The following is a 17909-nucleotide window of genomic DNA, read 5'->3' on the forward strand; positions in this document are numbered from 1 at the left end:
GTCCCCGGCTTGTTGAGGCAGAGCACACGTTGAGCGAGCAGTCCCGGTCCCGGAACCAGCGCCCCCGCAAGGGTGGAAAACCCAGGCAGGGCGGTGGCCACCGGACCGCTCCGCCCCAGCCCCGGGACCCCGCCCGGCGGGTCGCCTACGACGTGCTGCGCGCGGTGGAGCAGCGGGACGCCTACGCGAACCTGCTCCTGCCCGCCCTGCTCGGCGAGCGCGGCATCCACGGCCGCGACGCGGCGCTGGCCACCGAGCTCACCTACGGGACCCTGCGCCACCAGGGCACCTACGACGCGATCCTGGAGACCTGCGTCGACCGTTCACTGGCCTCGGTGGACGCCGAGGTGCTGCCCCTGCTGCGGCTCGGATCCCACCAGCTGCTGTCCACGAACATCCCGCCGCACGCCGCCGTCAGCGAGACCGTGGACCTGGCCCGCCGCGTGGTGGGCCAGCACCGGGGCAAGTTCGTCAACGCGATCCTGCGCAAGGTGAGCGCGCGCGACCTGGACGCGTGGATCGCGATCGTCGCCCCCGACCGCGAGCGCGACCCCAGCGGCTACCTGTCCGTCGTGCGCAGCCACCCGCGCTGGGTGGTCAAGGAGCTGGCCCGTGCCCTGGGGGAGCGGGCCAAGGACGGCCTGGAGCAGACCGAGAGGCTGCTGGTGGCGCACAACGACCGCCCGAGGGTCACCCTCGTGGCCAAGCCCGGCCGGGCCAAGGTCGCGGACCTGGAGGAGTCCGGGGCGCTGCCGGGCCGCTACTCGCCCTTCGCCGCCTACCTGCCCGAGGGGGACCCGGGGCTGATCCGCGAGGTCCGGCAGAACCGTGCCGCCGTCCAGGACGAGGCCAGCCAGCTCGTCGCCCTCGCGCTGACCCGGGTGGACGCCGGGGGCCGCGACGCCCTGTGGCTGGACATGTGCGCGGGCCCCGGCGGCAAGGCCGGTCTGCTGGCCAGCATCGCGGGTCAGGGCGAGGCCCGCCTGGTCGCCTCGGAGCTCCAGCCCGCCCGCGCGGGCCTGGTCGCGAGCGCGGTGCGCCGCGCCCCCCGCGACGCGGGCCGGGCCGTCGTCGCCGACGGCACCCGCCCGGCCTGGAAGCCGGGCTCCTTCGACCGCGTCCTGGCGGACGTGCCGTGCACCGGCCTGGGCGCTCTGCGCCGCCGCCCCGAGTCCCGCTGGCGCCGGGGCCCGGAGAACGTCACCCAGCTCGCCCCGCTCCAGCACGAACTGCTCACCCGGGCGGTCGAGTCCGCGCGCCCCGGCGGCGTCGTCGCCTACGTGACCTGCTCACCGCACCTGGACGAGACCGACGTGATCGTCCGGAGGGTGCTGGCCGAGCGCGAGGACCTCGAACTCCTGCGCGCCCCGGACTATCTCGACGAGGTCCCCGACCTCGCCGCCGGCCCGGAGGGGAAGTACGTCCAGTTCTGGCCGCACGTCCACGGCACGGACGCCATGTTCCTCGCCCTCCTGCGCCGCAAGCCGGAGTAGCGGACCGACACGCGCCCCCGGGACTCTCACCCGGGGGCGCGTGTCGGACATATCAGAATCTACGTCGTAAAGGCGCCGGTCACGCGACGCCCGTCGCGACCACCACGCAGATCATGCAGGAGTTCCCCGCCTCCCGCAGCAGGTACCGGTACGACTCGCCCCGGACCTCCTCGCCGCGCGCGTCCCGATAGGACCAGCGCACGTCCGCCCACACCAGCCTCGCGGTGAGCTCCTCGATCCGCCGGATCTCGGGGACCGCGTCCACCATCCCCTGCTCGCGGTAGCTCCCGGCCGCCCCCGCGAAGGCCTCCCGCACGTCCGCGGGCGCGGCCACCGCGATGCTCTCGAGGTCCCCCGCGACATAGGCCGGGTATCCGTACCGCGCCGCGATCCCGTCCAGATCGCCCCCGACCAGCTCCCGGCTGTAGGCCTCCAGGAAGTCCCGTAGCCCGTCCTCGTCCAGCATGTCTCCCCCTCGGTCCGTGGTACCCCCGAGGCACACCTGCCCCGAACCCGCCCGGATACACTGCTGACGTGGCAATTCAGATCTCTCCCAGCATCCTCAGCGCCGACTTCGCGCGCCTCGCCGACGAGGCCGCCCGCGTCCCCAACGCGGACTGGCTGCACGTCGACGTCATGGACGGGCACTTCGTCCCCAACCTCACGCTGGGCCTGCCCATCGTGGACTCCCTGCTCAAGGCGACCACCACCCCGCTGGACTGCCATCTGATGATCGAGGACCCCGACCGCTGGGCACCCGCCTACGCGGAGGCGGGTGCCGGGAGCGTCACCATCCACGCCAGGGCCGCCAACGCCCCCGTGCGGACCCTGCGCGAGATCCGCAGGCACGGCGCCCGCGCCGGGCTGGCCCTCAACCCCGCCGAGCCGGTCGACCCCTACGAGGACCTCATCGGTGAGATGGACATGCTCCTGCTCATGACCGTCGAGCCGGGGTTCGGCGGCCAGCGGTTCCTGGACCTGGTGCTGCCCAAGATCCGACGGGCCCGGGAACTCCTCGACAACCGCGACGCGGCGGTCTGGCTCCAGGTCGACGGCGGCGTGAGCGACGAGACCATCGAGCGTGCCGCCGAGGCCGGGGCGGACGTGTTCGTGGCCGGATCCGCCGTCTACGGCGCCCAGGACCCGGACGGCGCCATCGAGTCCCTGCGCGCCCAGGCCCGCAAGGCCAGCCCGCTCGCCTGACCCCCCGGTAACGATCGCGGCGCGCCGGGCCGGGGGGCCTGGCCACCGTGGGACGGTCCGCCCTATGCTGCCCGCTGTAGTCGTCGATTTCGCTTGGTCGCGGCTCCGTCTTCCCCTCGGGGGAGCGGCGCGGCGTGAGCGCGTTGCCAGGCGCGGACCCGTGGAGTACGCGTGAACGCTTGGACCCCCGAGCACCTGGCCATGGACGCCCTCTGGGAGGCGGAGAGCGAGGCGATCCGCTGGTTGCAGGGCCTGGCCGGGTGGCTCGCCCCTCCCTTGGAGGCCGTCACCTTCCTGGGCTCCCAGGGCGTCATCATCGTCCTGCTGGTGACCGTCTTCTGGTGTTTCCACGCGAGCCTTGGCGCCCGGCTCTTCGTGGCGGTCATCGCCTCGGCGGTGGTCAACAACCTGCTCAAGTCGGTGCTCTACGGCTCCCGGCCCTACTGGTTCGATCCGCGGGTCACCGGATACTCCCAGCACAGCAGCTTCGGGATGCCCTCGGGTCACAGCCAGGCCGCCGTGGTGACCTACGGGTATCTCGCGGCCAGATCCGGCCGCAGGAGCCTGGCGTGGGCGGCGGTCGCGGTGATCGCCCTGGTGGCCTTCTCCCGTGTCTATCTGGGCGCGCACTACTTCAGCGACGTCGTGGTCGGTCTGGCCGTGGGCGGTGCCGTGCTGTGGCTGGTGCTGCGCTACGAGGAGCGTGTTCTGGCCTGGTGGCGCTCCCTGGACACGCTGCGCTGGGTGTCGTGGCTGCTGGTGGTCTCGCTGGTGCCGTGCGCGGTGGCGACCGCCTGGCAGTTCGGTGTGCGCGGGGACTGGGTGGTCCCCACCGCCGAGTGGATCGGCGCGACCCCCTCCGATCCCGCCGCCCACACCCTGGCCGGGCTCTACACCACCTGCGGAGCGCTGCTCGGCGGGGTCCTGGGCTTCACCCTGCTGCACCGGCGCGGCTGGTACAGCGCGGCGGGCACGCCCACGGCGCGCGCGGCGCGGTTCGCCCTCGGGATCTCCGTGGTCCTGCTAGTCCTCGCGGTGGAGCGGGTCCTCTTCCGGGACCTGGCCGGGCTGCCGTCGGCCCTGGTGTCGTACGTGGTCTACGCCGCAGTGGCCTTCTGGGCGTCCTTCGGGGCGCCGGAGATGTTCGTGCGCGCGGGTCTGGCCGCCCGCCCGGACCGGTCGACGGACCCCGCCGAGCAATGAACCCCGTCACACGGGCTATGCGCCGTGTGGGGGAGGGGTTAGGATCGGGTCGTCAGACAACAGTCAGACGCGTGCTCCGGGGTCGGTGAAAGTCCGAACCGGCGGTGACAGTCCGCGACCCGGTCGATTCCATCGACCGGTTGAACCGGTGGAATTCCGGTACCGACGGTGAAAGTCCGGATGGGAGGCAGTGCGCGTTGGGGCGGGTCCGAGCCGTGCCGATCCCTTGGTGACGGCTCCGTGCTCCGCTCCTGTCGTGGACCCGTTTTCCACACCCTTTTCCCCGGAGCCGTACCAGGCGAAGGGATGTAGGGCGTGTTCACCGGAATCGTCGAGGAACTCGGCAAGGTCGTCTCCATCGAACCCGCTGGGACCAACGGTGAGGCGGTCCTGCTCACCGTGGACGGCCCCCTGGTCAGCTCCGACGCCGGTCTCGGTGACTCCATCGCGGTCAACGGCGTGTGCCTGACCGTCGTCGCGCGCGGCGAGGGCACCTTCACCGCCGACGTGATGAAGGAGTCCCTGGACCGCTCCTCCCTCGGCGCCCTCACCCCCGGCGCCCCCGTGAACCTCGAACGCGCCGCCCGCAGCGACGGCCGTCTGGGCGGCCACATCGTGCAGGGCCACGTCGACGGCACCGCCACCCTCCTCTCCCGGAACCCCGGTGACAACTGGGACGTCCTGAGGTTCGGCCTCTCCCCGCAGCTCTCCCCGTACGTGGTCGAGAAGGGGTCCATCACCGTGGACGGCACCAGCCTCACCGTGTCGGCTGTGAGCGCTCCCGGCGCCGAGGACGAGTTCTTCGAGGTCAGCCTCATTCCGGCCACCCTGGAGGCCACCACCTTGGGCGGCCTCGCGGTCGGCGCCACCGTGAACGTCGAGGTGGACGTCATCGCCAAGTACGTGGAGCGCATCACGGCCGTCTCCCGGGCCCGAGCGCAGGACGGCACCCGCGCCTAGGACCAGGCACCCACCACCCACCAGACCCACCCACGACGCACCTTCAGGAGCGGGCATGACCGTCACCGACACCACCCCGGCCGCCGACACCACCCCGGCCGTCGTCCTCGACCGCATCGAGGACGCCATCGCGGAGTTCGCCCAGGGCAGGGCCATCGTGGTGGTGGACGACGAGGACCGTGAGAACGAGGGCGACATCATCTTCGCCGCCGAGCTCGCCACCCCCGAGCTGCTGGCCTTCATGATCCGCTACACCTCCGGAGTGGTGTGCGTCCCCATGGAGGGTGAGGACCTGGACCGCCTCGACCTGCCGCTGATGACCGCGCGCAACGAGGAGAGCCTGCGCACCGCCTACACGGTGACGGTGGACGCCCGCGAGGGAGTCAGCACCGGCATCTCCGCCGCCGACCGCGCCCGCACCATCCGCCTGCTGGCCTCCGACGACAGCCGCCCCGTGGACTTCGTGCGCCCCGGCCACATCCTGCCGCTGCGCGCCCGCCCGGGCGGTGTCCTGGCCCGCCGCGGCCACACCGAGGCCTCCGTGGACTTCGCCCGCCTGGCCGGTCTGCGCCCCGCCGGCGTGCTCGCGGAGGTGGTCAACGACGACGGCACCATGGCCCGCCTGCCCCGGCTGCGCGAGTTCGCGGACGAGCACGGCCTGAAGCTGGTTTCCGTCGAGCAGCTGGCCGCCCACCGCGCCTCCCTCGGTGAGGCCCTCACCGAGGAGGAGGCCAACCCCGCACTGGTCACGCGCATGGTGGAGACCCGCATGCCCAACCAGTACGGCGAGTGGCGCGCGGTCGGCTTCAAGGGCACCGCCGACGGCGCCGAGCACGTCGCCCTGGTCCTCGGTGACCTGTCCGACGGCGACGACGTCCTGGCCCGCCTGCACTCGGAGTGCCTGACCGGCGACGCCTTCGGCTCCCACCGCTGCGACTGCGGCGCCCAGTTGGACGCCGCCATGGCGGCCGTCGCGGAGGAGGGGCGCGGGGTCATCGTGTACATGGGCGGCCACGAGGGCCGGGGGATCGGTCTGCTGCACAAGCTGCGCGCCTACAGCCTCCAGGACGAGGGCGCGGACACCGTCGACGCGAACCTGCGTCTGGGGCTGCCCGCCGACGCGCGCGAGTTCGGCGCCGGGGCGCGCATCCTCACCGACCTCGGGGTGGCCTCGGTGCGGCTGCTGTCCAACAACCCCGCCAAGGCCGAGGGGCTGGAGCACCACGGGGTGCGGGTGAACGAGCGGGTGGCCATGCCGACCTTCGTCACCGACGACAACCTCTCCTACCTGCTGACCAAGCGCGACCGGATGGGTCACGACCTGGCCCGCGTCGCCCAGTAGGACCACCACCCCCCGACACCACCATCACTCCATCCCAGGAAGGGCCGGTCATGAGCGGCACAGGACGTCCGGACGAACACCAGATCGACGCCTCGGGGCTCTCGGTGGGCCTCGTCGTCACCCGCTGGAACGAGGCGATCGTCGAGCCGATGCTCGCCAACGCGCTCGCCGTGGTGAAGGCCTCGGGGGCCTCCGAGCCCGTCGTGGTGAGGGTCGCCGGGGCGGTGGAGATCCCGGTGGTGGCCCAGGAGCTGGCCCGCAGGCACGACGCGGTGATCGCCCTGGGAGCGGTCATCCGTGGCGGAACCCCGCACTTCGACTACGTGTGCCAGTCGGTCACCCACGGTCTGACCGAGGTGGCCCTGCGCGAGTCCACCCCCGTGGGCAACGGTGTGCTCACGTGTGACACCCTGGAACAGGCGCGTGACCGCGCCGGACTTCCGGGAAGCGTCGAGGACAAGGGCGCCGAGGCCGCGCTGGCCGCCCTGGACACGGCGGTCGCGCTGCGCGGACTGCGTCGCTGATCCCACCCTGCTGGTGCGCGCGACCGCGCCTGGCCGGACGGTGACCGGGGTGAGTCACGCCTGAGCGCGTGGAGATGGAGCAGCTGGTGCGGACGAGGGAACTACCTGTGGACGAGGCGTCGAGCAAGGCGGCCCTGCCGAGGACGTGGCGGCCCCGCGCGGTGCGGTTGGTCGCCTACGGCCTGGGCCTGCTGATCGTGGCGACCATGGTCGTGCTGGCCGTGATCCTGCCCGCCGAGTGGCGCATCATGGACCGTTTCCTGGTCGTGGGCCTCGGGTTGGCGGTGGCCGCGGGGCTGCACATGCTGGGCCGCCCCCGGCTGATCGCCACGGAGCGGAACGTGGTGGTCATCAACGGCATCCGTACGCACCACCTGGCCTGGCCGGAGGTCCTGGACATCCGGATGCCGGAGGGGGAGCCGTGGCCCTGCCTGGACCTGTCGGACGGCACGTCGCTGCCGGTGATGGGCATCCAGAGCACGGACGGCGAGTTCGCCCGGCGCGCGCTGGCCGAGTTCCGTTCGATGCTGGGCCGTGGCGAGGGCCGCGAGCCCGACCTCCCCGGTGAACCGCGTTCGTAGACGAGACCGAATCGAGCCCCCGTTTCCTGGAGGAACGGGGGCTCTTCCGTGTCGCGTTGGGCACATAGGTTGGTACCAGGGCCCATGAGCGGACCGTCGCGGCCCGCCGGAGGAGTCGTGGAAGAGGTGCCTCGTGCGTGATGTCCGAGCCAGCGTGTCCGATCTGTACGCCGCGGGGGAGACCTTCGCGGTGGCCACGGTGATCGACACCTTCAAGAGCGCGCCCCGTGACGCGGGCGCCGCCATGCTGGTGAGCGCGTCCGGTGAGGTCACCGGTAGCGTGTCGGGCGGTTGTGTGGAGGGGGCCGTCTACGAGGAGGCCCTGGAGGCGATCCGCACCGGTGTGCCGGTGCGCCGCACCTACGGGGTGAACGACGACGACGCCTTCAGCGTGGGACTCACGTGCGGGGGGACCCTGCACGTGTTCGTCGAGCCGGTGAGCCGCACGACCTATCCCCAGTTGGGCGCGGTGCTCGGTGCCGTGGACGAGCACCAGCCGGTGGCGGTGGCCACCATCGTCGCCGATCCGTCCGACGCCTCCCGGGTGGGCCGCCGCCGGGTCGTGTGGCCCGGTCACGCCGAGGGTGACCTGGGTGCGGGCGGTGAGCGCCTGGCCGCGGCCCTGGACGACGACGTGCGCGGCATGCTGGCCCAGGGCAGCACGGGGCTGCTGCACTACGGGGTGGACGGTCAGCGGCGCGGTGACGAGCTGGAGGTGTTCGTGCAGTCGTTCGCCCCGGCGCCCCGCATGCTGGTGTTCGGCGCCATCGACTTCGCGGCGGCCGTGGCCGATCTCGGCTCCTACCTGGGCTACCGGGTGACGGTGTGCGACGCCCGCCCGGTGTTCGCCACGCCCAGGCGGTTCCCGACCGCCGAGGAGGTGGTGGTGAAGTGGCCGCACGTGTACCTGGACGAGATCGCCGACGAGATCGACCAGCGCACCGCGATCTGCGTGCTCACCCACGACCCCAAGTTCGACGTGCCCGTGCTCAAGCGGGCGCTGTCCACCGGGGCCGGGTACATCGGCGCGATGGGTTCGCGCCGTACGCACGAGGACCGGCTGGACCGGCTCCGCGAGGCCGGTGTGGAGGAGGAGGCGCTGGCGCGCCTGCACTCTCCGATCGGGCTCGACCTGGGCGCGCGCACCCCGGAGGAGACGGCGGTGTCCATCGCCGCCGAGCTGGTGCGCAGCAGGTGGGGCGGGAGCGGCAGGGCTCTGAGCGAGACCCGGGGCAGGATCCACCGCGACACTCCGCCGGTGCCGCTGGTTCCGGCCGGATTCGGCCAGACCGAGGGGTGAACCGAAACCGCCGTGGCGGTGAATCCGCAGTTCACGGCGGTGGTCCCTGCTCGGGTGCCGGTCCGTGGCCCGCGACCTCGCCGAGGTGGCCCACCCGGGGAGCGCGTCCGTGGCATCATCGCGTCATGGGTACGGGGGAGCGAGGAGACGGGCGTTCGGGCGCGGTGGCGGGCCTGCTGCTGGCGGCGGGTTCGGGGAGCAGACTCGGCCGCCCCAAGGCCCTGGTCGAACTCGCGGGTGAACGCCTCGTCGACCGGGGCGTGCGCACGCTCTCGGGAGGCGGCTGCGCCCCGGTCCTGGTCGTCCTCGGCGCCGCCGACACCGGCGTGTCCGGGGCGGTGACCGTGCACAACCCCGACTGGTCCACGGGGATGGGCTCCTCGCTCCGCGCCGGGATCGACGCGATGCCCGACACGGTCGACGCCCTCCTGGTCGCCCTCGCGGACCAGCCGCTCGTCACGTCCGAGGCGGTCCGACGCCTGGTCGAGGCCTACGCCCAGGGTGCCCGGGCGGCGGTGGCCACCTACCACGGCAACCCGCGCAACCCCGTGCTGCTGGGCCGCGAGCACTGGTCCACGGTCTACTCCATGGCCGAGCGGGACGTGGGCGCCCGCCCCTTCCTGCGCGCCTACTCCCACCTGGTCACGACGGTGGCCTGCGACGACGTCGCCAGCCCCGAGGACATCGACACCGAGGAGGACCTGGCGCGGCTGACCGAGACGCTCGGGGGAGTGTGAGGGAGAGGGGCCCGGGGCCTCCGGGTAGGCTGGGCGCCATGTCCTCCTGAACGTGTGCTCAGCCCTCCCCGCCACCGGGCCCGTGCCGACGCGCCTCACGCGTCCCGCCGGTGGTCCCACACGTGAACGAGGAACACCGTGAACCCACTCTTCGCCGCGCTCTCCGACATGGCCGAGCGCCCCGCCCCCTACGCCCGCGTCACCACCGCCGACCTGTGGACCGACGGCCACATCTCGGAGCGGATGCTCGCCAACCACCTGGCCCCCGAGGTCGACGCCGCCTCCCACCGCGCGGAGTTCGTGGACCGGGCCGCGGACTGGATGGTCGGGCACTTCGGCCTCGGCTCCGGATCGCGCGTGGCCGACCTGGGCTGCGGGCCCGGTCTGTACACCGCGCGGCTGGCGCGCGCCGGGGCGAGCGCACTCGGGGTCGACATCGCGTCCCGGTCCGTGGAGCACGCCGAAGGAGTCGCGCGGGAGGAGGGCCTGGACGCCCGTCACCTGTGCGGCGACTACCTGGCCCTCGACCTGGACGAACGCTTCGACCTGGTCGTGATGGTGATGCGTGACTACTGCGCGATGGCGCCCTGGGACCGGGTGCGGCTGCTCGGGGTGGTGCGCCGTCACCTGGCCGACGGGGGCGCTTTCCTGTTCGACGTCGACGCCGAGCCCGGACTCGACCTGCTCCGTGAGGGCGCGGTGTACGCCCCGGATCTCATGGGCGGGTTCTGGTCGGAGCGCCCCTACCACGGTTTCCAGCACACCTTCCGTTACGAGGAGGAGCGGGTGAGCCTGGACCGGTACGACGTCGTCACCGAGGACGGCACCCGGGTGTTCCACAACTGGGTCCGCTACTTCACGCCGGACACGCTGACCGCCGAGCTCGCCGGGAGCGGGTTCACCCCGGACGAGGTCCACGGGGACCTGACGGGGGCGCCGTACGACCCCGCTTCAGGACAGTTCGCCGTGGTGGCCCGGCCCTCGCGCTGATCAGTCCAGCGGCTCGGCGAGGATGCCGAAGGTGTGCTCCACGCTCTCACCCGGAGCCAGGACGATCAGGTCCGTGCCGCTGTTGAGGGCGTCGGGCGGGCAGGTCATGGGCTCGGCCGCCAGGTGCGCCCGGTGGAGGTCGCCGCCGAGGGAGTCGGAGCTGAACAGCTGGAGCCAGCCGTAGCCCGCTCCCGCCCACAGGCACACCCGGTGCTCGGGGCCGCTCAGCCGCACCCAGGCGCGTCCGTTCCGGTCGCGGTCGAGGTCGGTGAAGGCGGTGTCCAGCTCCGTCGCGCCCGGGTTCCGGCCGGGCGGACGCAGGTCGTACGCGGTCCCGGACACCGGGACCGGGTCGCCCACGGGAATCAGGTCGGCGTCGGCCGGTTGGCGGCTGCCGACCGTGGCCTCCAGCCGCACCTGGTCCCGCTCGACCAGGTCCCGGAAGGGTGCACCCAGGGTGAGGTAGGGGTGGAAGCCGAGACCGTACGGGGCGTCGGAGTCGCCGGTGTTGCGTGCCGTGACGGTGACGGTGAGCCCGTGCGCCTCCGAGGCCTCGGACACCAGGCGGTAGGTGGCCGTCAGCTCCAGCGGGAACGGGTACCCGGGGGTGCCGGGGAAGTCCAGGCCCAGGGTCACGTCCTCCTCGGACCGCTCCTGGGTGCGCCACACCACCTCGCTGACCAGGCCGTGGATCGCGGACCCGGTCTCCGGGTCGTTGACGTCCAGCCGGTGCTCGGTGCCCTGGAAGGTGTAGCGGGCCGAGGCCACCCGGTTGGGCCAGGGGGCCAGCAGCTGCCCCTGGGAGGCGATGGGGCCCGACTGGCGCGTGTACGGCCAGACGAGGTCGTGCCCCCGCCAGGTGAGCGCCTGCAACCCGGCCCCGGTCCGGTCGACGCGCGCCCGGTACTGACCGGCGCGCAGCTCGAACACCTCAGCCACCCGTCCACCCCTCTTCCCGTGGTCCGGCACACCGCCGAACCGGGAGATCATAGCGTGTCCAACGCCTCACCCGGGGTGCCGGCCCGCGGGGCTCAGCCGCCCAGGAGCCCGTCGAGGGGGATGAGCACACCCGATCCCAGAGCCAGCAGCCCCGTGGAGAACAGCACCACGAGCATGAGCAGGGATCCCGCGACGGCCAGGCGGAAGGCGCCCAGGCGGCGGCGGGCCTTGACCGTGGACTTCGCGGCGGTGCGGCCCAGCGTGATCAGCGCCACCGACAACAGGACCGGGAACCACCAGGCCGCGCCGATCCCGCCGGGCAGCAGCCCGGTGAGCGCGGCGGCCCCGTCGCTCAGGGGGTTGTCACCGAACTCCAGCAGGCCCGTGTAGGCGTCGGTCACGAACGCGCTCTCGGGGAAGAAGCCCTCCCCGGGCCGCAGCGCCCGACCCAGCCCGTCCAGCAGACCCAGCAACGCCGCCGGGTACGCGAACCTGCGGCACCGGCCCGCCCTCATCGCGCGCTGGATCTGGCCCATCGTCCGATCGACGCGCCGGGTCGCCCGCTCCTGCTGACGCCGCTCCTTGGCGGTCGCGGGCTCCTGCGGTCGGGCGGGATCGCCGGGAAGCGCGGGGTTGTCGGGCCGGGTGGCGGCGACCCCGCGGCGCTGTCGGGCCGTGGCCACCTTCTCCTGGGCGCCCTCCCAGCGTGCCCGCGCGGAACCGGCGAGCGCGGCCCAACGGTCCTGACGACGGGCCCGGCCGTCGGCGCGCTCGCGCTCGGCGATCGAGCCGCCGACCCGCGCGGCCTCCGGGAGCAGGAGCAGGGCCGTGAGCGTGGCGCTCCGGCTGGCCAGCTGGTCGCCGCCGTCGCGCAGGGCCGCCCTGCGCTGTTCGGACCACCACGGCGCGTTCGGCGCGGAACTGCGCTGTTGCGGGTGCCAGGACTGGCGGCGCAGCAGGGACCGGTGCTGTGCGGCGGTCTCGGGGGAGAGCACCAACTCCACCGCGCGTGCCCAGGTGGAGTCGATCTCGTGGGCGGCGGGGTGCCGGGGCGCGTCGGGGCTCCGGGTCGTCTCGGGGCGCGCGTCCACCACGCGCTCCAGGGTCTCGTTCACCCGCGCCATCAGCAGCGGGACCTCGTGCTGGACCCGCTCCAGCAACGCGCAGCGGCCGGAGCCGCCCGACCGGCACTCGGGGTGCGGGCACCAGTGCTGGGCGCCCAGGCCCACCACGCCCGACTCCACGGCCTCGCGCACCACCGAGTGGCGGCTGGCGTCACCCGCCGCCAGGGCCAGGAGGCCGTCCGCGCTGATCTCGTGCCCCCGGAAGCGCGGCGGCATGCCGGGCACGTAGCGGGCGGCCAGGGCGCTGATCGCCACGTGTGCGAGGTCGGGGCGGGCCTCCAGGCCGGTGAGATAGGCGCGGTCGAAGGTGTAGTCGTTGACCTCGCGGTCCAGCCAGGTCCGGAGTTCGGGCCAGTGGCTGCGCAGCCACATCGCGCCGGTGTCGGAGCGGTCCAGCAGGTCGAAGGCGAGGCTCGGCGGGTCCTCGTGGGAGGTCCCGGCGAAGTTGATGGGGCGCCGACGGCTCGCGGTGCGGATAGGCGGGCGCTCACCGGCCAGCCACGCGGCGACCTCCTCGTGTCCCCAGCGGGCGGAGGGCGCCAGGGTGAGCAGGCCCCGGGCGAGCAGGCGCCAGCGCTCGTCGGTGATGGCCGAGATGTCCACCTCGGTGTTGCGTGCGGTCAGCCAGTTGCCGCCGCGATCGGGGCGGCGGCCGGTGACGAGTTCGTGCACCATGACGCCCAGGGACCACCAGGCGGCCGGGGCCTCGCGGCGCCCCTCCACCACCTCGGGGGAGGCGTAGGCCTCGGTGACGGCCTGGCCGCCGTAGACACGGCTCATGGTGGCGCGCACGGCGCCCCCGAAGTCGGTGAGGGCGACCACCGGCGGGTCCAGGGAGCGGACCAGGAGGTTCTCGGGTTTGACGTCGGTGTGGTTGTGCTGGAGCTCGCTCTGCCAGTGGTGCAGGCAGTCGGAGACCGCGCGGACCACCGCCCGGGCGCCCTCGTCGTCCAGGGGTGCCTGGTTGATGACCTCGCGCAGGGTGCCCAGGGAGAAGTACTCCTGGGCCTCCCAGGCCAGGTCCTCGCCCCAGGAGCTGGCGGCGGTCCCGTAGCCCTGGATGGCGGGCGTGTGGGGGGAGGCGGTCCCCCGTGCGCGCAGCCGGTCCAGGAGTTCGCGGTTGATGTCGTGGCCGGGCCGGTACACCTTCAGCGCCAGTCGGCGCCCGGGTGAGTCGGTGGGTTCGGCCAGGTAGACGACGGCCTCACCGCCCGCGCCGATGTGGTCCAGGACCTGGTAGCGGCGGCGGAGCTCGGCGGGCACGGCGTAGTCGAGGTCGCCCGCGGGGCCCACGACCACACGGGAGACCAGACGCGCCGTCCAGTCCAGGAGGGGGCCGAGGAGCACCCGCCACCACGGGGCACGGCCTCCGGGGGGTGCGCCCGGTGTGGGTCGGCCGGTGCCCGGACGCGCCGTGGGGGCGACGGGAGGCTGGACCCGGGTGCCGTCGACGGGAGCGGCGCCCAGGGCCGCGTCACCGGGCAGGACGGTGGTGCGGTCCGCCCCGGACGGCGCGCCCGGCGGGACCACCCGGGTGGGTGCGTCGTCGGACACGGGGGGCGGGCCCGGATGGGCCGAGCCCGGCTCGGGCGGAGGGGCGGCCCCCGGTCGGAACACGCGTGTGACCCAGCGCGTGGCACCCACCGCCGGATCGGCTCGCGTGGTGGGTGTCGTGGGGTCGATCCGCTGGGTGGGTGCGTTCTCGTCACCGGGGTCGGGCGTGACCATCGAGGCCGGAGCCATCCTTCGGATAGGTGGTCGTCTGCGGGCGTCCGGGGGAAGCCGTGGCGGGGCGGACCCCTCCAGGTTAGGTCGTTCACGGGCCCGGTCCGGGTGGTGGAGCCCACCGGTTCCGGTCCCGTGAACGGTCTTCCCCCGTCACCTGGTGGGACTCCTCCGAGGCCGTTCGGGTTCCCGTTTCCGTGACCCTTCGTCACCGGACCCCTCGGTGGCGTCCGCGGGCGGGTGACTCAGTGCTGGCCGCGCGGGGTGATCCCGAGGGCGGCGCAGGCCTCCTGGTACATGCGGACCACCTCGACGCGGATCTGCGCGCGCTCGGTCAGCGGTGTGGCCCAGGGGATGCGCACGTCCTCCTCGGCGCCGTCCACGGTGACCGCGTAGTCTCCTCCGTCACCGTCGAGCCCGGTCATGCGGGCGGCGGTGGCCTCCGGGCGGCCGCCCAGGGCACGGCAGATGATCAGGGTGTCCTCGGGGTGGTCGCCGTTCATGTGGGCGGTGACGGCGGAGACGACCTCGGGGGCGAAGGGCTGGGACGGCACGGTGCTTCTCCTGCGGTCTGTGGGGTGCTGCCGGACATACGAGGACGGGGGAGGGTCCGTGGACCCTCCCCCGTCGACGATATCCGAGACCTCACCGGGTTACTGACGGAGTGTCGTCAAAACCCGGGGTGGTGGTCGCTCCCCTCGGGCGACCACACCCGGACACCGCCCTCCCCCGTCGGAGCCGGTGCGGCTCAGGCCTGGCGGGTGAACTCGGCGTCGATCTCGATGGAGATCTTGTCGCCGACGACCACGCCGCCGCTCTCCATCGGCATCTCGATGTCGACGCCGAACTTCTTGCGGCTGATGGTGGTGGAGGCGGCGAACCCGGCGCGGTCCAGGCCGTAGGGGTCGACGGTGGAGCCGTTGAACTCCAGGGCCAGCTCGACCGGGTGGGTGTTCTTCTTGATGGTCAGGTCACCCTTGAGGACGAAGTCCTCGCCCCTGGCCTCCAGGCCGGTGGAGCGGAAGCTGAACTCGGGGTGGTTGTCGGCCTCGAAGAAGTCGTTGGACCGGATGTGGTTGTCACGGTCGGTGTTGTCGGTGTTGATCGAGCTGGCCTCGATGGTGGCCTCGACGGAGGACTGGGTGGGGTCCTCGGGCACCGTCAGCGTGGCGTCGAAGCTCTCGAAGCGGCCGCGGACCTTGCTCACCATCATGTGGCGGACGGAGAAGCCGACCACGCTGTGGGCGACGTCGATCTTCCAGGTGCCGGGCTTGAGTTCCTGAGCTGCCATGGTGTCTCTCCCTGAGTTCGGGCGACCCGGGTCCTGGGCCGTCCAGCGGTGCGGTTCGTTGTCTAGCAACAAAGTACCTTAGAAGTATCTTCCTGGGAAGTAGATTAGGTGTTCCTCCCCGAGGACGCAAGGGCCCCGTCTCACCGGGACCCCTCCCCGGGCCCGCCGGGGCTAGAATCAGGCCATGGAGAAGGCCTGGCTCGAAGCCGACGAACAGGACGTCTGGCGCGGGTTCCTGCGGATGAACGCCTGGATCTACGACGAACTCGAACACGACCTGCGCTCCCGGGACGGCCTCTCCCTCATCGAGTACGGCATCCTCGCCCACCTCTCCGAAGCTCCGGAGCAGCGCATGCGGATGCGCGACCTGGCCGAGACCGTCATCGTCTCCAAGAGCCGCCTGTCCCACCAGATCGCCCGCCTCGAACGCGACGGCCACGTGCGGCGGGAGAGCTGCGAGGACGACCGGCGCGGGCTGTGGGCGGTGCTCACCGAGGACGGCGCCAGCGCCCTCCGCGCCGCCGCGCCGGGCCACGCCACCCGTGTGCGCTCGCTGATGTTCGACCGGCTCACCCCGGAACAGGTCGACCAGCTCAGGGGGATCGTCGACGCGCTCGGCGGCGCCCGCCCCTGATCCACGGCGCACCCGCGGGGCCGGAAACAGGGGAGAGGTCACAGGGTTCTGTCCGGGAAGCGACCCCGGAACGGACCCGCGCCCCGGGTAGAGTCGGGGCCCGTGAGCAGACCATCGATCATCGGCGCCCAGAACTTCCGTGACGACGACGGCAGCGCCGACCCGGACGTCGAGGCGAGCCTGCGCGAGCACGCCGCGGGCCGGACCGGCGACCGGCAGGTCCTGGCCGCCCTCAGCAGCTCCCGGGTCCTCATCCCCGTGGTGTCCGTCGCCACCGAGACCGAGCAGGGCGTGGGGGGGCTCACCAAGGACAAGAACAGCGAGGTGGCCATCCCCATCATGACCGGCAAGGACGGTCGTCGCGGAGTCCTGGCCTTCACCTCCGTGGACGCCGTCCGGCGCTGGCGCCCGGACGCCCGACCGGTGCCCTTCACCACGCGGGACGCCTGCCAGGCCACCCTGGAGGAGAACGCCGACGCGCTGGTCATCGACGTGTCCGGGCCGGTCCCGCACACCATCCAGGGCCGCTTCCTCACCGTGCTCGCCGAACAGGGGTCGGTACCCGAACCCCAGGACGACCCGCAGGTCCTGTCGATCGTCCACCGGGTGACCCACGCCGAGTTCGGGATCGAACGCGTGCGTATCCACCCCTCCGAACGCGCGGACCTCGGCATCCGCCTCGAACTGGACGAGCGCGACGACGAATCGCTGCGCCGGGTCGCCGAACGGCTCGGCACCGAACTCCAGCACGTCCTGCCCGGCGGCGTCGAACTCAGCGCGGTCGTGCGGGCCCGGCGCGACGACGCCTGACCGCGGGGTTGTCCACAGGCGGCCGCACACCCTGTCGCCGAACCCCGCCAGCAGGTAGTTTCCGAACATGCCCACCCCCCTGGCGCTCACGTCGTCCCCGCTCCCGTGGGCGGTCCTCGCGGCCGCCGTGCTCCTGGCCCTCGGCGTCGCGCTGGGCCGCGTCGGCGGCAGAGTGGTCCACCTCTTCGGTCCCGGGCTGGCCGCTCACCAGGACGTTGTCACACGTGGAGTCGGTGAACGGGCAGGCGCGCCCGACACACCGGCGACCGCCGCCACCGCCACGGTCCCCGACCCCGAGGAGGAACACGACGGGCCGCCACCGCCCCGCTGCCCGCACTGCCTGACCCGGCTCCGCTTCGCCCGGGGCCTGCCCGTCGTGGCCTCCCGTGAGTTCCGGAGAAGCGGCACCTGCCCCCACTGCTCGGAACGGGTCCGCCCCGACCCCGCGGTCGTCGGCACCACGGCGCTGCTCTTCGCGCTGGTCGGCGCCCTCACCCCCACCCACCTCACCGACTGGTCACCCTTCGGGCTCCTCGCCGTGCTCTGGCTGGTCGCTCTCGGCGTCCCGCTCTCCGCCGTCGACCTGCGCGTCATGCGCCTGCCCGACGCCCTCGTCGCCCCCGCCTACCCCGTCGCCGCGCTCCTCCTGGCCGCGGCGGTCCTCCTCCCACCCTTCGGCCCCGACCTCGAACGCGGCACCGGGGCCCTGGTCGGCATGGCGCTCATCACGGTCCTCTACTGGCTGCTGTGGCGGATCAGGCCAGGCGGGCTCGGCTTCGGGGACGTCAAGCTCTCCGGCCTCACCGGCCTCTACGCGGGCTGGGCCGCCGGACCGGTGGGCGCCCTGGTCGCCGCCTTCTGGGCCTTCGCGGCCTTCTCCCTGCTGGGAGTGGCCCTGCTCCTCCTGCGCCGGATCACCCGGGCCGAACCGCTCCCGCTCGGCCCGTTCATGCTCGCCGCCACCCTCGCCACCGTCCTGGCCGGTCACCCCCTGCTCCCGCAACCCTGAGCCCGGTGACCACGCCTCCCCCCGATCCGTGGGAGGATCGTGGA

Annotated in this window: 18 protein-coding genes and 1 riboswitch; of the genes, 13 read left to right on the forward strand and 5 right to left on the reverse strand. The window is 73.0% G+C overall.

The features are described 5' to 3' along the window. The first annotated feature begins 29 nt into the window (after nt 1-29). A complete protein-coding gene (locus ACRWK8_RS12485; protein WP_378741315.1) occupies nt 30-1493 on the forward strand; it encodes an RsmB/NOP family class I SAM-dependent RNA methyltransferase in 1464 nt (487 codons plus the stop codon). 79 nt (nt 1494-1572) lie between these two features. On the opposite strand, the gene ACRWK8_RS12490 is transcribed toward ACRWK8_RS12485, so the two are convergent. Beyond that, a complete protein-coding gene (locus ACRWK8_RS12490) occupies nt 1573-1959 on the reverse strand; it encodes a DUF6841 family protein (RefSeq protein WP_378741318.1) in 387 nt (128 codons plus the stop codon). Between the two features lie 68 nt (nt 1960-2027). On the opposite strand from ACRWK8_RS12490, the gene rpe reads away from it, so the two are divergent. The 9 genes from rpe to ACRWK8_RS12535 all read left to right on the forward strand — a co-directional run bounded on the left by rpe (nt 2028) and on the right by ACRWK8_RS12535 (nt 10333). After that, nucleotides 2028-2696: a ribulose-phosphate 3-epimerase gene (gene rpe / locus ACRWK8_RS12495; protein WP_378741320.1), complete on the forward strand. Its 669-nt coding sequence runs from the start codon at nt 2028-2030 to the stop codon at nt 2694-2696. A gap of 201 nt (nt 2697-2897) precedes the next feature. Next, nucleotides 2898-3899, forward strand: a complete 1002-nt coding sequence (locus ACRWK8_RS12500; RefSeq protein ID WP_431870441.1) for a phosphatase PAP2 family protein — start codon at nt 2898-2900, stop codon at nt 3897-3899. A gap of 67 nt (nt 3900-3966) precedes the next feature. Further along, nucleotides 3967-4097, forward strand: a riboswitch (FMN riboswitch). A 117-nt stretch (nt 4098-4214) separates the two neighbouring features. After that, nucleotides 4215-4859 (forward strand): riboflavin synthase, encoded by a 645-nt coding sequence (locus tag ACRWK8_RS12505; RefSeq protein WP_378741323.1) that lies wholly within the window; start codon nt 4215-4217, stop codon nt 4857-4859. A 55-nt stretch (nt 4860-4914) separates the two neighbouring features. After that, a complete protein-coding gene (locus tag ACRWK8_RS12510) occupies nt 4915-6201 on the forward strand; it encodes a bifunctional 3,4-dihydroxy-2-butanone-4-phosphate synthase/GTP cyclohydrolase II (RefSeq protein WP_378741326.1) in 1287 nt (428 codons plus the stop codon). 50 nt (nt 6202-6251) lie between these two features. Continuing rightward, the gene (gene ribH / locus ACRWK8_RS12515) at nt 6252-6725 is read left to right on the forward strand and encodes a 6,7-dimethyl-8-ribityllumazine synthase (RefSeq protein WP_378741328.1); all 474 of its coding nucleotides are present in this window, start codon (nt 6252-6254) and stop codon (nt 6723-6725) included. A gap of 107 nt (nt 6726-6832) precedes the next feature. Beyond that, a complete protein-coding gene (locus ACRWK8_RS12520) occupies nt 6833-7306 on the forward strand; it encodes a PH domain-containing protein (protein WP_378741579.1) in 474 nt (157 codons plus the stop codon). Between the two features lie 133 nt (nt 7307-7439). Continuing rightward, nucleotides 7440-8606, forward strand: a complete 1167-nt coding sequence (locus ACRWK8_RS12525; protein WP_378741330.1) for an XdhC family protein — start codon at nt 7440-7442, stop codon at nt 8604-8606. A 164-nt stretch (nt 8607-8770) separates the two neighbouring features. Then, nucleotides 8771-9343 carry a nucleotidyltransferase family protein gene (locus ACRWK8_RS12530; protein WP_378741581.1) on the forward strand — a complete coding sequence of 191 codons (573 nt, stop codon included), beginning with the start codon at nt 8771-8773 and terminating at the stop codon, nt 9341-9343. Nucleotides 9344-9481: 138 nt separating this feature from the next. Beyond that, a complete protein-coding gene (locus ACRWK8_RS12535; RefSeq protein ID WP_431870356.1) occupies nt 9482-10333 on the forward strand; it encodes an SAM-dependent methyltransferase in 852 nt (283 codons plus the stop codon). On the opposite strand, the gene ACRWK8_RS12540 is transcribed toward ACRWK8_RS12535, so the two are convergent. The 4 genes from ACRWK8_RS12540 to ACRWK8_RS12555 form a co-directional block, all read right to left on the reverse strand. Then, entirely contained in the window at nt 10334-11323 is a 990-nt protein-coding gene (locus ACRWK8_RS12540) for an aldose 1-epimerase family protein (protein ID WP_378741335.1), read from the reverse strand. Nucleotides 11324-11364: 41 nt separating this feature from the next. Further along, nucleotides 11365-14124 (reverse strand): serine/threonine-protein kinase, encoded by a 2760-nt coding sequence (locus ACRWK8_RS12545; RefSeq protein ID WP_431870359.1) that lies wholly within the window; start codon nt 14122-14124, stop codon nt 11365-11367. Between the two features lie 242 nt (nt 14125-14366). Beyond that, on the reverse strand, nt 14367-14675 hold the full coding sequence (locus ACRWK8_RS12550) for a DUF2470 domain-containing protein (RefSeq protein ID WP_378741339.1): 309 nt from the start codon (nt 14673-14675) through the stop codon (nt 14367-14369). Nucleotides 14676-14869: 194 nt separating this feature from the next. Then, entirely contained in the window at nt 14870-15412 is a 543-nt protein-coding gene (locus ACRWK8_RS12555; RefSeq protein ID WP_378741341.1) for a YceI family protein, read from the reverse strand. A gap of 184 nt (nt 15413-15596) precedes the next feature. On the opposite strand from ACRWK8_RS12555, the gene ACRWK8_RS12560 reads away from it, so the two are divergent. The 3 genes from ACRWK8_RS12560 (at nt 15597) to ACRWK8_RS12570 (ending at nt 17865) form a co-directional block, all read left to right on the forward strand. Beyond that, the gene (locus tag ACRWK8_RS12560; RefSeq protein WP_378741343.1) at nt 15597-16046 is read left to right on the forward strand and encodes a MarR family winged helix-turn-helix transcriptional regulator; all 450 of its coding nucleotides are present in this window, start codon (nt 15597-15599) and stop codon (nt 16044-16046) included. Between the two features lie 102 nt (nt 16047-16148). Further along, entirely contained in the window at nt 16149-16856 is a 708-nt protein-coding gene (locus ACRWK8_RS12565) for an SseB family protein (RefSeq protein WP_431870362.1), read from the forward strand. Nucleotides 16857-16923: 67 nt separating this feature from the next. Continuing rightward, a complete protein-coding gene (locus tag ACRWK8_RS12570; RefSeq protein WP_431870364.1) occupies nt 16924-17865 on the forward strand; it encodes a prepilin peptidase in 942 nt (313 codons plus the stop codon). Nucleotides 17866-17909: the final 44 nt, after the last annotated feature.

Source organism: Nocardiopsis eucommiae (genome assembly GCF_965344335.1).
In the GTDB taxonomy this organism is placed as follows: domain Bacteria; phylum Actinomycetota; class Actinomycetes; order Streptosporangiales; family Streptosporangiaceae; genus Nocardiopsis; species Nocardiopsis eucommiae.

What these genes read in the sequence shown, in the direction of transcription:
- ACRWK8_RS12490 (WP_378741318.1), bottom strand. Translation starts at nt 1,959, where the DNA reads ATGCTGGACGAGGACGGGCTACGGGACTTCCTGGAGGCCTACAGCCGG.
- ACRWK8_RS12500 (WP_431870441.1), top strand. Translation starts at nt 2,898, where the DNA reads ATGGACGCCCTCTGGGAGGCGGAGAGCGAGGCGATCCGCTGGTTGCAG.
- ACRWK8_RS12510 (WP_378741326.1), top strand. Translation starts at nt 4,915, where the DNA reads ATGACCGTCACCGACACCACCCCGGCCGCCGACACCACCCCGGCCGTC.
- ribH (WP_378741328.1), top strand. Translation starts at nt 6,252, where the DNA reads ATGAGCGGCACAGGACGTCCGGACGAACACCAGATCGACGCCTCGGGG.
- ACRWK8_RS12540 (WP_378741335.1), bottom strand. Translation starts at nt 11,323, where the DNA reads ATGATCTCCCGGTTCGGCGGTGTGCCGGACCACGGGAAGAGGGGTGGA.
- ACRWK8_RS12545 (WP_431870359.1), bottom strand. Translation starts at nt 14,124, where the DNA reads ATGGTCACGCCCGACCCCGGTGACGAGAACGCACCCACCCAGCGGATC.
- ACRWK8_RS12555 (WP_378741341.1), bottom strand. Translation starts at nt 15,412, where the DNA reads ATGGCAGCTCAGGAACTCAAGCCCGGCACCTGGAAGATCGACGTCGCC.
- ACRWK8_RS12560 (WP_378741343.1), top strand. Translation starts at nt 15,597, where the DNA reads ATGGAGAAGGCCTGGCTCGAAGCCGACGAACAGGACGTCTGGCGCGGG.
- ACRWK8_RS12570 (WP_431870364.1), top strand. Translation starts at nt 16,924, where the DNA reads ATGCCCACCCCCCTGGCGCTCACGTCGTCCCCGCTCCCGTGGGCGGTC.